This window comes from Amycolatopsis sp. WAC 01375, from assembly GCF_003947325.1.
Lineage (GTDB): Bacteria > Actinomycetota > Actinomycetes > Mycobacteriales > Pseudonocardiaceae > Amycolatopsis.
Genome location: NZ_QHHW01000036.1, coordinates 290,731 through 303,018 on the forward strand (window position 1 = coordinate 290,731; position 12,288 = coordinate 303,018).

Annotated in this window: 11 protein-coding genes and 1 riboswitch; of the genes, 1 reads left to right on the forward strand and 10 read right to left on the reverse strand. The window is 68.0% G+C overall.

Going from position 1 to position 12,288, the window contains the following annotated elements; translation table 11 throughout:
* Window positions 1–6: 6 nt before the first annotated feature.
* The 7 genes from gcvT to DL991_RS24275 all read right to left on the reverse strand — a co-directional run bounded on the left by gcvT (window position 7) and on the right by DL991_RS24275 (window position 9,053).
* Complete coding sequence (gcvT, locus tag DL991_RS24245) at window positions 7–1,098, reverse strand: glycine cleavage system aminomethyltransferase GcvT (RefSeq protein ID WP_125786631.1); 1,092 nt, start codon at window positions 1,096–1,098, stop codon at window positions 7–9.
* A 7-nt stretch (window positions 1,099–1,105) separates the two neighbouring features.
* Window positions 1,106–3,937, reverse strand: a complete 2,832-nt coding sequence (gene gcvP, locus DL991_RS24250; RefSeq protein WP_125786632.1) for an aminomethyl-transferring glycine dehydrogenase — start codon at window positions 3,935–3,937, stop codon at window positions 1,106–1,108.
* Window positions 3,938–3,980: 43 nt separating this feature from the next.
* A riboswitch (glycine riboswitch) is annotated at window positions 3,981–4,081 on the reverse strand.
* 257 nt (window positions 4,082–4,338) lie between these two features.
* Entirely contained in the window at window positions 4,339–4,713 is a 375-nt protein-coding gene (locus DL991_RS24255) for a hypothetical protein (RefSeq protein WP_125786633.1), read from the reverse strand.
* Between the two features lie 152 nt (window positions 4,714–4,865).
* Entirely contained in the window at window positions 4,866–5,633 is a 768-nt protein-coding gene (locus DL991_RS24260; RefSeq protein WP_125786634.1) for a 3-oxoacyl-ACP reductase, read from the reverse strand.
* A 3-nt stretch (window positions 5,634–5,636) separates the two neighbouring features.
* Entirely contained in the window at window positions 5,637–6,998 is a 1,362-nt protein-coding gene (locus DL991_RS24265) for an aldehyde dehydrogenase (protein WP_125786635.1), read from the reverse strand.
* A complete protein-coding gene (locus DL991_RS24270) occupies window positions 6,995–7,708 on the reverse strand; it encodes a gamma-glutamyl-gamma-aminobutyrate hydrolase family protein (RefSeq protein ID WP_125786636.1) in 714 nt (237 codons plus the stop codon). The genes DL991_RS24265 and DL991_RS24270 overlap by 4 nt, the downstream gene beginning before the upstream one ends.
* Window positions 7,689–9,053 (reverse strand): glutamine synthetase family protein, encoded by a 1,365-nt coding sequence (locus DL991_RS24275; RefSeq protein WP_199754042.1) that lies wholly within the window; start codon window positions 9,051–9,053, stop codon window positions 7,689–7,691. The genes DL991_RS24270 and DL991_RS24275 overlap by 20 nt, the downstream gene beginning before the upstream one ends.
* Window positions 9,054–9,280: 227 nt before the next feature.
* Here DL991_RS24275 and DL991_RS24280 point away from each other — a divergent pair, with 227 nt between their 5' ends.
* On the forward strand, window positions 9,281–9,805 hold the full coding sequence (locus DL991_RS24280) for a general stress protein (protein WP_125786637.1): 525 nt from the start codon (window positions 9,281–9,283) through the stop codon (window positions 9,803–9,805).
* 52 nt (window positions 9,806–9,857) lie between these two features.
* On the opposite strand, the gene DL991_RS24285 is transcribed toward DL991_RS24280, so the two are convergent.
* The 3 genes from DL991_RS24285 to DL991_RS24295 all read right to left on the reverse strand — a co-directional run bounded on the left by DL991_RS24285 (window position 9,858) and on the right by DL991_RS24295 (window position 12,137).
* Window positions 9,858–9,998, reverse strand: coding sequence for an amino acid--tRNA ligase-related protein (locus DL991_RS24285; protein WP_125786638.1), 141 nt, complete (start codon window positions 9,996–9,998; stop codon window positions 9,858–9,860).
* A gap of 577 nt (window positions 9,999–10,575) precedes the next feature.
* The gene (locus tag DL991_RS24290) at window positions 10,576–11,817 is read right to left on the reverse strand and encodes a DUF1700 domain-containing protein (RefSeq protein WP_125786639.1); all 1,242 of its coding nucleotides are present in this window, start codon (window positions 11,815–11,817) and stop codon (window positions 10,576–10,578) included.
* Window positions 11,814–12,137: a PadR family transcriptional regulator gene (locus DL991_RS24295; RefSeq protein WP_034323457.1), complete on the reverse strand. Its 324-nt coding sequence runs from the start codon at window positions 12,135–12,137 to the stop codon at window positions 11,814–11,816. The genes DL991_RS24290 and DL991_RS24295 overlap by 4 nt, the downstream gene beginning before the upstream one ends.
* Window positions 12,138–12,288 lie beyond the last annotated feature (151 nt).

The window sequence follows — 12,288 nt, forward strand, 5'->3', positions numbered from 1 at the left end:
GGCCTTTCAGGCGCGGGAGTAGAAGGGCAGGGCGACGACCTCGACGGGCTCGATGCGGCCCCGGATGTCGACGGAAAGCTCGGTGCCGGGCTCGGAGTGCTCCCGGTCCACATAGGCCATGGCGATCGGGTAACCCAGGGTCGGCGACAGGGCACCGCTGGTGACCTCGCCGATCTCGGTCTCGCCCGCCAGGACGGTGTAGCCGTGGCGCGGGGCGCGGCGGCCGGAGCCCTTGAGCCCCACACGCACCCGGGGAACGTCCTTCTTGGACAGCTCCTCGAGCGCGGCCTTGCCGACGAAGTCGCCGGGCTTCTCGAACTTGACGACGCGGCCGAGGCCGGCTTCGAACGGGCTCAGCTGGAGGCTGAGTTCGTTGCCGTACAACGGCATCCCGGCTTCGAGGCGCAGGGTGTCGCGGCAGGCGAGACCGGCCGGGAGCAGACCGTGCGGCTCGCCCGCGTCGGTCAGGATGCGCCAGACGGCGGGGGCCTCACCGGCCGGGACGTACAGCTCGAAACCGTCCTCGCCGGTGTAGCCGGTGCGGGCGAGCAGGACGTCGTGACCCTTCACGACGGCCGGGACGCTCGCGTAGTACTTGAGCGCGCCGAGGTCGGCGTCGGTGACGGCGCCGAGGATCTCGACCGCCTTCGGGCCCTGGACGGCGATCAGCGCGACGTCCTCGGACTTGTTCTCGACGACAGCGTCGAAGCCGGAGACTCGCTCGGCCAGTGCCTCCGCGACCACGGAGGCGTTGCCCGCGTTGGCCACGACCAGGAACTTCTCGTCGGCGAGGCGGTAGACGACCAGGTCGTCGAGCACGCCGCCGTTCTCGTCGCAGATCATCGTGTAGCGCGCCCGGCCCGGCTTGACGCCGGACAGGTTGCCGACCAGCGCGAAGTCGAGGATGTCGGCCGCTTGCGGACCGGTCACCTCGATCTCGGCCATATGGGAGAGGTCGAACAGGCCCGCGGTCTCGCGGACCGCCTTGTGCTCCGCCAGTTCGCTGCTGTAGCGGATCGGCATCGACCAGCCCGCGAAGTCGGTGAACAACGCACCCAGTCCTTTGTGGACTCCGTGCAGGGACGTCTCTTTCGACATCAGTGCCTCAGTTCTCGTAGGCGTTGAGCGGCGGGCAGGAGCAGACGAGGTTACGGTCCCCGCGCGCACCGTCGATGCGGCGCACCGGAGGCCAGTACTTGGCCTTGCGATTCACTCCGGCGGGGTACACCGCCAGTTCGCGGTCGTACGGCAGGTCCCAGTCGCCGACCAGGGTCTCGGCGGTGTGGGGGGCGTTGCGCAGCGGGCTGTTGTCCGCGGCCCACTTGCCCTGCGCGACGGCGTCGATCTCCGCGCGGATGGCGATCATCGCCGCGATGAAGCGGTCGATCTCGCCGAGGTCCTCGGATTCGGTCGGCTCGACCATCAGCGTGCCCGCGACCGGGAACGACATGGTCGGGGCATGGAAGCCGTAGTCGATCAGGCGCTTCGCGACGTCGTCGACGCTGACGCCGGTCTCCTTGGTGAGCCCGCGCAGGTCGAGGATGCACTCGTGCGCGACCAGGCCGTCCTGGCCGGTGTAGAGCACCGGGTAGTGCTGGTTGAGGCGTTTGGCCACGTAGTTCGCGGCGAGGACGGCGACCTGCGTCGCGGCGGTGAGCCCACCGGCGCCCATCATCCGGACGTACGCCCACGAGATCGGCAGGATCGACGCCGAGCCGAACGGGGCGGCGCTGATCGGGCCGACACCGGTTTCGGGGCCCGCCTTCGCCAGCATCGGGTGGTTCGGCAGGTACGGCGCGAGGTGCGCGCGGACCGCGACCGGGCCGACGCCGGGGCCGCCGCCACCGTGCGGGATGCAGAAGGTCTTGTGCAGGTTCAGGTGCGAGACGTCGCCGCCGAACTCACCCGGCTTGGCGAGACCCAGCAGGGCGTTGAGGTTCGCGCCGTCGACGTAGACCTGGCCGCCCGCGTCGTGCACGATCTTGGCCAGCTCGTCGATGCCGTGCTCGTACACGCCGTGCGTGGACGGGTACGTGACCATGATCGCGGACAGCGTGTCGCGGTTGGCCTCGACCTTGGCGCGCAGGTCGTCGAGGTCGACGTTGCCCTCGTCGGTGCACTTGACCACGACTACGCGCATGCCCGCCATGACCGCGGAGGCGGCGTTCGTGCCGTGCGCGGACGACGGGATCAGGCAGACCTCGCGTTCGGCCTGACCGTTGGCGTGGTGGTACGCGCGGATCGCGAGCAGGCCGGCGAGTTCGCCCTGGCTGCCCGCGTTCGGCTGCAACGACACCTTGTCGTAGCCGGTGACCTCGGCCAGCCAGCCGGACAGCTGCTCGACCAGCACGTGGTAGCCCTCGGCCTGGTCGGCGGGCGCGAACGGGTGGATGCCCGCGAACTCGCGCCAGCTGATCGGCTCCATCTCGGTGGTGGCGTTGAGCTTCATCGTGCAGGAGCCGAGCGGGATCATGCCGCGGTCGAGCGCGTAGTCGAGGTCGGACAGGCTGCGCAGGTACCGCAGCATCGCGGTCTCGGAGCGGTGGGAGTGGAAGACCTCGTGCGTGAGGTACTCGCTCTCACGGTGCAAACCGGCGGGAAGCGCTTCGGTGCTTTCGGCCTCGTTGTCGACGCCGAACGCGTTGAGCACCTTCGCGATGATCGCGGGCGTGGTGACCTCGTCGACGGCGATGCGGACGTGGTCGGCGTCGACCGGGCCGAGGTTGATCCCGTGCTCACGCGCGACCGCGACGACCGCTTCGGCCTGTCCGGGCATGCGGGCGAGGACGGTGTCGAAGAAGCCCTCGTGGACGACCTCGACGCCGGCCGCGCGGAGAGCGCCCGCCAGTGTGGTGGCGAGTTCGTGGACTCGGGTCGCGATGCGCTTGAGGCCGTCCGGACCGTGGTAGACCGCGTACATCGCGGCGAGCACGGCGGGCAGCACCTGCGCGGTGCAGATGTTGGAAGTCGCCTTCTCGCGGCGGATGTGCTGCTCGCGGGTCTGCAGGGCGAGGCGGTACGCGGGGTTGCCGTCGGCGTCGACCGAGACCCCGACCAGGCGGCCCGGCAGCGAACGCTCGAGCCCGGCGCGGACGGCCATGTATCCGGCGTGCGGCCCGCCGTAACCCAGCGGGACGCCGAAGCGCTGGGTGGAACCGGCGGCGATGTCGGCGCCGAACTCACCCGGCGCGGTGATCAGCGTGAGGGCGAGCAGGTCGGCGGCGACGGTGTACAGCGCTCCGGCGGCCTTCGCGGTCTCGGAGATGGCGGAGTAGAAGCCCGCGCCGCGCAGCACGCCGGAAGCGCCCGGGTACTGGACGACGACGCCGAAGAACTCCTCCGGCAAGCCGGTGAGCAGGTCGCGGACCTCGACCTCGACACCCATCGCCTCGGCGCGGGTGCGGACGACGGCGATGGTCTGCGGCAGGCACTCGGCGTCGAGGACGACCTTGTCGGACTTGGACTTCGACACGCGGCGCATCAGCATGACGGCCTCGGCGACGGCGGTGGACTCGTCGAGCAGGGAGGCGTTCGCGGTGGTGAGACCGGCCAGCTCGGAGACCATGGTCTGGAAGTTGAGGAGGGCTTCGAGACGGCCCTGCGAGATCTCCGGCTGGTACGGGGTGTACGCCGTGTACCAGGCCGGGTTCTCCAGCACGTTGCGGCGGATGACCGCCGGGGTGACCGTGTCGTGGAAGCCGAGGCCGATCATCTGCGTCATCGGCTTGTTGAGCGCGGCTAGCGCGCGAAGCTCGGCGATGGCGTCCTCTTCGGACGCGGCGGGGGGAAGTTCGAGGTCACGCGTGACCCGGATCGCGGACGGCACCGCGGCCTGCACCAAGGCGTCGAGGCTGCCGTAGCCGACCTCGGCGAGCATCTTGGCCTGCTCGGACTCCGAGGGGCCGATGTGCCGGTCGTCGAAGGACGTACTGGTCAAGGGAGCTCCTTGGGTCAGGCGCCGGATAGACCGGTGCGCTGGGAACTCCCCCTCTGTCATGGCACCTGAGAGTTTCACCGCACGTGATGCGGCTTTCACCTTGGGTGAGGCGCACTTGCGCGCCTGCTTTCCAGAGTGGCCTCGCGGAAGCGGTAGTGAGTACCTGAGAGATTCCGGGGAGTTTGCTCCTTCGGTGCCCCACCACGTTCGTGAGGGCTCTCCCGCTCCAGCTCGACGGCCCTGTCTGTAGTTGTGCGCACACCGTACCTGGCGTGTTCGACGCACGTCTACTTCGACCCGACGACGTCACTTGCGTGCTTGGAGCCGTAACTCACGTGATCAGAGCCGTAACTCGTGAGTTACGCCTTCAATCACGCGAGTGACGGCTCTGATCACGCGAGTTACGCGTTCTCCATCATCATCTCGGCGGTGATGGTGCCGCAGAGCTCGGCGCACCGCGTCATCATGTCGGCCGCGTCGGCAAGCTCGGCATCACCGGTCTTGGCGCACTCCTGGGCGCACATGCGCATCATCTGGGAGGCGAGGCCGCACATCTTCGCGCACATGCGCATCATCTCGAGGTCGGCGACCATGGCGGAGCAGCGCATCATCATGTCGGCGCACATGCGGGACATGTCCGCGCAGGTCACCATCATCATCCCGAGTTTCGCGCCGCCCATCTCCATGCAGCGCGTCAACATCTCCTCGCACCTGACGTGGCACTCGTTGCACAGGTCGATGCAGTCACGCATGGCGGTGCTCATCTGCCGGGTCATTCTTCGGGCCTCCCGCGCTTTCGGATCGTGGAACCGTGCGGCTCCGCGTCTCAGGACTACAGCGCAGGTCAGCGACCCGCCATCCCAGCCACCGGGACGAGTGACAGGGGTGGCGGGCCGGCGCGACGCAATCAGGTGACGAATTGCGACGGTCAGAGAGGGGTCACGTAGGCGCCCGAGATCCCACCGTCCACCAGGAACTGCGAAGCGGTGATGAACGAGGCGTCGTCGCTCGCCAGGAAGGCGACCGCGGCCGCGATCTCCTCCGGCTCGGCGAACCGCCCGACCGGCACGTGCACCAGCCGCCGCGCCGCCCGCTCGGGGTCCTTCGCGAACAGTTCCTTCAGCAGCGGGGTGTTCACCGGGCCCGGGCACAGCGCGTTGACCCGGATGTTCTCCCGCGCGAACTGCACGCCCAGTTCCCGGCTCATCGCCAGCACCCCGCCCTTGGACGCGGTGTAGGAGATCTGCGACGTCGCCGCGCCCATCACCGCGACGAACGACGCCGTGTTGATGATCGAGCCCTTCCCCTGCCGCTGCATATGCGGCAGGACCGCCTTGCAGCACAGGTACACCGACGTCAGGTTGACCTTCTGCACCTTCTCCCACGCGTCGATGCCCGTGGTGAGGATCGAGTCGTCCTCGGGTGGGGAGATACCGGCGTTGTTGAACGCGACGTCGACCGAGCCGAAGGTGTCCACAGTGGTCTGGAACAGGGCCTCGACCTGCTCGGCGTCGGTGACGTCGGCCTGCACGAACAGGCCGCCGACCTCGTCGGCCGCGGCTTTGCCCGCCTCGGCGGAAATGTCGCCGATGACGACCTTCGCGCCTTCACTCGCCAGCCGCCGCGCGGTGGCGAGTCCGATGCCGCTGCTGCCACCGGTGATGACCGCGACGCGGCCTTCGAAACGCTGAACCATTCCTTAATCCTCCGTGCTGATGAAGACGTTTTTGGTCTCGGTGAAGGCGTCGACGGCGTCCGGACCGAGTTCCCGGCCCAGCCCGGACTGCTTGAACCCGCCGAAGGGCGTCCAGTACCGGACGGACGAATGCGAGTTCACCGAAAGGTTCCCCGCCTCGACACCACGGGCGACGCGGAAGGCGCGGCCGACGTCGCGGGTCCAGATCGAGCCGGACAGGCCGTACTCGGTGTCATTGGCCATGGTCACCGCGTCCGCCTCCCCGTCGAACGGGACCACCGCGACGACCGGGCCGAAGATCTCCTCCGAAGCCAGCGGATGCCGCAGATCCGGCGGGGTGACGACGGTCGGCGCGAACCAGTATCCGGGGCCGACGGGCGCGTTGCCCCGGAAGGCGACCGGCGCCGCGTCGTCCACATAGGACGACACCTTCGCATGATGCCCCGCCGAGATCAGCGGCCCCATCTCGGTCACTTCCAGCCGCGGATCCCCCACGACCACGCCGTTCACCGCGGGTTCCAGCAGTTCCATGAACTTCTCGTACGCACTCGACTGCACCAGGATCAGCGACCGCGCGCAGCAGTCCTGCCCGGCGTTGTCGAAGACGCCGTACGGCGCGGTCGCCGCGGCCTTCTCCAGGTCGGCGTCGGCGAAGACGATGTTCGCGTTCTTGCCGCCGAGTTCCAGCGTCACCCGCTTCACCTGTGCGGCGCAGCCCGCCATGATCTGCTTGCCGACCTCGGTCGAGCCGGTGAACACCACCTTCCGCACCGCGGGGTGGTCCACGAACCGCTGTCCCACCACGGATCCCTTGCCGGGAAGCACCTGGAAGACGTCTTCGGGGATCCCCGCCTCACGGGCGAGCTCGCCGAGGCGGATCGCGGTCAGCGGCGTGAGCTCGGCGGGTTTGAGCACGACGGTGTTCCCGGCGGCGAGCGCGGGCGCGAACCCCCAGCCCGCGATGGGCATCGGGAAGTTCCACGGCACGATCACCCCGACCACGCCGAGCGGCTCGTGGAACGTCATGTTCACCCCGCCGGGTACCGGGATCTGCTTGCCGCTCAACCGTTCTGGCGACGCGGAGTAGTACGTCAGCACGTCGCGGACGTTGCCGGCTTCCCAGCGCGCGTTGCCGATCGTGTGGCCGGCGTTGGCGACCTCCAGCGCGGCGAGGTTCTCGATGTCGGCGTCGACGGCGTCGGCGAAGCGGCGCAGCAGCCGCGCCCGGTCGCCGGGGGCCACCGCGCGCCAGGCGGGGAACGCCGCGTGCGCGCGGGCGATCGCCGCGTCGGTCTCCTCGGCCGAGGTCGGCTCGACCGACCGCACCACCTCTTCGGTGGCGGGGTTGATCACCTCGAACGTCATGCGCGCTCCTTAGCTGCTTCTACCAGCGCCTCGAAAAGCCTGATGTCGTCGGGATTCTGTTCGGGATGCCATTGGACGCCGAGGACGAACCCGTCGCCGGGCAGTTCGGCCGCTTCGATGGTGCCGTCGTCGGCCCAGCCGACCGGGACCAGCCCGTCGCCGAGCTTGTCGATCGCCTGATGGTGATAACACGGCACCTTGGTCTCGGTGCCGAGGATCGCCGCGACCCGGCTCCCCTCCGCAAGCGTCACCGTAGTGGTGCCGAAGGTCGCCGGCGCGGGCTGGTGATCAGCACTGTCCAAAGTGTCCGGCAGGTGCTGGGCGAGCGTGCCGCCCAGCGCGACGCTGAGCACCTGTAGCCCGCGGCACACGCCGAGCACCGGCTTTCCGCTGTCCAAAGTGGACCGCAGCAGGCCGAACTCGAACGCGTCCCGGTTCGGCCTCGTGTACGTCGTCGCGTGTTGTTCCTGGCCGTAGCGTGCCGGGTCGACGTCGGCGCCGCCGACCAGCACGAGCCCGTCCACGGCGGACATCAGCCGATCGTGTGCCCCGCTCACCGGCGGCAGCAGGACCGGGATCCCGCCCGCGGCGACGATCCCGTCGACGTAGACCCGGTGCAGCAACGCGGCTTCGGTCTCCCACACCAGGAACTTCGCGGGCTCCAGGTAGGAGGTGAGGCCGATGATCGGTTCAGAGCCGTTCGAAGCCACGGATCCTCTCCCAGTCGGTGACGGCGGCGTCGTACGCGGTGAGTTCGACCTTCGCCGCGTTCAGGTAGTGGTCGACGACCTCGTCCCCGAACGCGGCCCTGGCGAGTTCGCTCTTGTCCAGCAGAGCCGCGGCTTCACGCAGAGTCGTCGGTACGGTCGGTTTGTCGGACCCGTAGGCGTTGCCTTGGAACTCCGGCTCCAGCTCCAGTTCGTTCTCGATGCCGTGCAAGCCGGCCGCGATGAGCGCGGCCACCGCGAGGTACGGGTTCACGTCGCCGCCCGGGACCCGGTTCTCGGTGCGCAGCGAGTCTCCGTGCCCGACGACGCGAAGCGCGCACGTGCGGTTGTCGGTGCCCCATGCGACGGCTGTCGGCGCGAAGCTGCCGGGAACGAAACGCTTGTAGGAGTTGATGTTCGGGGCGAGAAAGTAAGTCAGCTCACGCAGCCCGGCGAGCTGACCGGCGAGGAAATGCTCCATCAGCGGCGAGAACCCGCCGGGGCCGTCGCCGGCCAGGACGGGCTCCCCCTCGGCGGAGCGCAGGCTGATGTGGATGTGACAGGAGTTGCCCTCGCGTTCGTTGTACTTCGCCATGAACGTGAGGCTCTTGCCCTCCTGCGCGGCGATCTCCTTGGACCCGGTCTTGTAGACGCTGTGGTTGTCGCAGGTGGTCAGCGCGTCGGCGTAGCGGAACGCGATCTCGTGCTGGCCGGGGTTGCACTCGCCCTTGGCCGACTCGACGTACAGTCCCGCCCCGCCCATGTCGTTCCGGATGCGGCGCAGCAGCGGCTCGATCCGCGAGGTGCCGAGCATCGAGTAGTCGACGTTGTACTGGTTGGCCGGGCGAAGGTCCTGATACCGCTTGTCCCATGCCGACTCGAAGGTGTCGTCGAAGACGATGAACTCCAGCTCGGTCCCGACGTACGCGGCGAGACCACGCGCGGCGAGCCGGTCGAGTTGACCGCGCAGGATCTGGCGCGGCGAAGGGGCCACGGCGCCGCCCTGCACCCGTTCGAGGTCGGCGAGGACGAGCGCGGTGCCCTCCTGCCACGGAAGCAGGCGAAGCGTGTCGAAGTCCGGGCGCATGACGAAGTCGCCGTAGCCGGTCTCCCACGACGACATCGCGTAGCCGTCGACGGTGTTCATGTCGACATCGACGGCGAGCAGGTAATTGCACGCTTCGGTGGCGTGCTCGACGACCTCGTTGAGGAAGTACTCGGCGGCGCAGCGTTTGCCCTGCAGCCTGCCCTGCATGTCGGTGATCGCCACCAGCACCGTGTCGACCGTGCCGTCCTCGACCAGTTCCCGGAGCCGATCCAGCGTGAGCATGCCGCGCCTGTTCGCCATCAGCCTCACCTAAAGGTTCGAAGCGGTACCTTTGCGGCTTCTTCCTACCGGGTGGACCCGACCTGGTCAACTCGACCAATGGTCTGGTTCGTTACCCATTGCGGACTGTAGTTGATCCCTGGGCGGATTGTCTGCGATGCCCGGCTGAGAAGATGCTGTGAATCCCGCCGGACGGGAGGAGATCCGCACACCCGGAACGTTGTACGGATCAAGAGAGGTGAGAAGGAATGACACAGGCATTCACGCAGCAGACCACGTTCACCGAGCCCCAGGGGCGGGCTCAGCTCCCGACGATGCCCAGTGGGTGGCCGATCGGCTCGTACGAGTCGTACTCCGAAGCGCAGCGTGCCGTCGACCACCTCGCGGGAACGGACTTCCCGATCACGGACGTCACCATCGTCGGGGTCGAGCCGGTCCTGGTCGAGCGGATCGCCGGGCGGATGGGCTGGAGCAAGGTACTGACCAGCTCGGCGCTGTCGGGCGCGATGTTCGGTATGTTCCTCGGCCTCGTGCTGAGCCTGCTGAACCCGGGCGCCGGGCTGGTGCCGATCCTCGTCGGCCTCGTCGGCGGTATCGCGTTCAACCTGCTGTTCGGCGCGCTGGGGTACGCGGCTTCGAAGAACAAGCGCGGGTTCATCTCGCAGAGCCAGCTGGTCGCCCGGCGTTACGACGTCCTGGCCCAGCCGCGCAACGCCGAGAAGGGCCGCGCCCTGCTGGCCGACCTGGCCGCCAGGAGCGCGTTCCTCCACTGAGCCTGTTTCCCACGCGAGCCGGCACCTCAGCACGAGGTGCCGGCTCGCGGCTTTACGGGGTCAAGCGGTGCAGGTCACGCGGGAACAACGTCGCCTGACGGACGTTGGGCAGCCCGAGCAACCGGGCCGTCCAGCGTTCGAGACCCAGCGCGAACCCGCCGTGTGGCGGCATCCCGTGCGCGAAAACGTGCAGGTGTCCCGGTACGGCCTGGGGTCAGCCGTGCCCGGAGTGCCCACAAGGGACATTCCCTGGCGAGTAAGTGTCCCGATTGATGGCTAGTGTGCGGTTTCGCTTAGGGGTCGTGAGTGGCGTTTCGGGCTCTAACCCGAATCGCCACTCACGAGTCCCGCGCAATCGCCCGAGGCGGGCACCACCATCCAGAATGGTGGGAAGGTGCCGGGACGCGGGGGTTCGCTCGCGGCCGTGGGGCACCCAGGTGTCGCGAAAGCCACTTTCGGGACCTCAGGCGTCGCGAAAGTGGCTTTCGCGACGCATCGACCATGGGTTCAACGACGGCACCGGCGCAGCGAAGTCACCCCTGCCTCCGACGTTGCGAAAGCCACTTTCGCAACGTTGAACGTTGCCAAAGTGGCTTTCGCAACCTGCCACCTTCGCCTTACTCCCAATAAGCCGAACGAATCGCCCAAGTCAGGCACCACCATCTCGCATCACATCCATCAAGGACAGAGAGAAGGCGTCGCCTTACCCGTCCAGACCACCCACGAAATCGGGCGGAGGCGCCCCCGACGGCCGCCTCCACCCGGACCACCTAGCGCGTCGGCTGGGCGGAGTTCGGCGGAGGCGCCACCGAGGAGGACGACGGCGGGGCGGCCGAAGAAGGCACCGGCGCGCCCTTCGGGATCGCCGCACTGAACGGGACCTCGGTCTTCTCCTGGCAGTAGGAGCGACTTCCGTTGTAGCCGTCGCGGTTTCCGTCGTAGTCCTGGACACCCCGCTCGATCTGCGGACGCGGATAGCGGTTGTCGTCACCGGCCTTCCGCTTCTCGCCCGTACTCCTCTCGCAGGCGTACCGCGTAGTGCTGAGCGGACGGCCGTTCTCGTCGTAGAGGTAGATCTCGGTCAGCGGCTTGCCTTCGGCGTCGAACGCGTAGATGTTCTCCACGTCCTGGCTGCCGTACATCAACTGCGGGTTGCCGTAGTTGTCGCTGTAGTTCGGCGTGTAGCCGCTGTTGTAGGAACCGTTGCCGTAGGACCGTTTCGCGATCAGGTCGACCGCGGCGCCCGCACCGCCGAGCATGCTTCCGATGACGAAAGCCGAGATCGGCACGGCCAGCCACAGCAGCCGCCGGTCGGTCTTCAGCTTCGGCCCCGCCCACACCACGGCGACGGCCGCCAGCAGCATCAACGGCAGCAGCAAAACGGCCTCGGTATCGCGGACCACGAGCAGCAGGCCGAACACGACCAGCACCGCCGCGCACAGCACCCACCACGCCGGCTTGAGTGTGCGGACGTAGTTCAGCCCCTTGCTGTTCCGGTCTTTCCGGAACGAGGCCACGGTCTCGCGGAGTTTGACCACCTCGGGCAGTTCCGCGATCGGGGCGACGCCCTTGCGGACCACGTAGGCGACGCTGATCGCGAGCACGGGGGCGACGAAAAGCAGGCCCAGCAACGGTTCCACCCGGACCCACACCGCGGCGGCGAAGCCGAACAGCGCGAAGCCGCCGACGGAGAACACCAGGCCCCAGAACGCGAACCGCGCTCCGCCGATCCCGGTCTTCACCTTCAGCACGGTGGTCTTGTCGCCCGCGTCGGCCGGACGCGGCGGATAGCCACCTGACGCCCGCAGTTCGGCCGCATAGCTCTCGGGGCTACCCAGCCGCTCGATCAAGGCGTCGACCTTGGGGTTCTCCCCCAGTTCCGCCTCCATCTCGGCGAGATGAGGCCGGACGTCTTCGAGGATCTCCTCGACTTCGCTCTCGGGAAGGTCGGCGAGCGCGCTCCTGACCCTCGCCAGATACACCCGCACGGCGGTCGGATTCTGCGTGCTCATGCTGCCTCTCCCAACAGGCTGTTCATTGTCGTGGCGAAAGTCCGCCAGGTCTGCCCCGACTCCTCGAGGCGCTGACGACCCGGTTCGTTGAGGCTGTAGTACTTGCGGTGCGGGCCTTCTTCGCTCGGCACCACGTACGACGTCAGCAGGCCTGCCTTGTACAGCCGCCGAAGCGTTCCGTACACCGAAGCGTCGCCCACTTCCTGCAACCCCGCGATGCGAAGTCTTCGGAGTACGTCGTAGCCGTAGCCGTCCTCTCCGCGAAGTACCGCGAGAACGGCGAGGTCCAGCACGCCTTTAAGTAGCTGACTGATCTCCACAGTCGCGTCCCTCCCAGTCTTACGCAACAGAAGGTACCACGCATTGCGCAGTAGTGCGCACGGCGGAACCCGCTTGCGTCAAAGGGGTGGTTCATGGGTTACTTACTCTAGTAATGAACCACTGCACCCGGCACGGGTGCACGAAGACTGG

Coding starts and splice junctions, on each gene's coding strand:
- DL991_RS24280 (WP_125786637.1), top strand. CDS start 9,281: ATGACACAGGCATTCACGCAGCAGACCACGTTCACCGAGCCCCAGGGG.
- DL991_RS24255 (WP_125786633.1), bottom strand. CDS start 4,713: ATGACCCGGCAGATGAGCACCGCCATGCGTGACTGCATCGACCTGTGC.
- DL991_RS24265 (WP_125786635.1), bottom strand. CDS start 6,998: ATGACGTTCGAGGTGATCAACCCCGCCACCGAAGAGGTGGTGCGGTCG.
- DL991_RS24260 (WP_125786634.1), bottom strand. CDS start 5,633: ATGGTTCAGCGTTTCGAAGGCCGCGTCGCGGTCATCACCGGTGGCAGC.
- gcvT (WP_125786631.1), bottom strand. CDS start 1,098: ATGTCGAAAGAGACGTCCCTGCACGGAGTCCACAAAGGACTGGGTGCG.
- DL991_RS24290 (WP_125786639.1), bottom strand. CDS start 11,817: ATGAGCACGCAGAATCCGACCGCCGTGCGGGTGTATCTGGCGAGGGTC.
- DL991_RS24275 (WP_199754042.1), bottom strand. CDS start 9,053: ATGGCGAACAGGCGCGGCATGCTCACGCTGGATCGGCTCCGGGAACTG.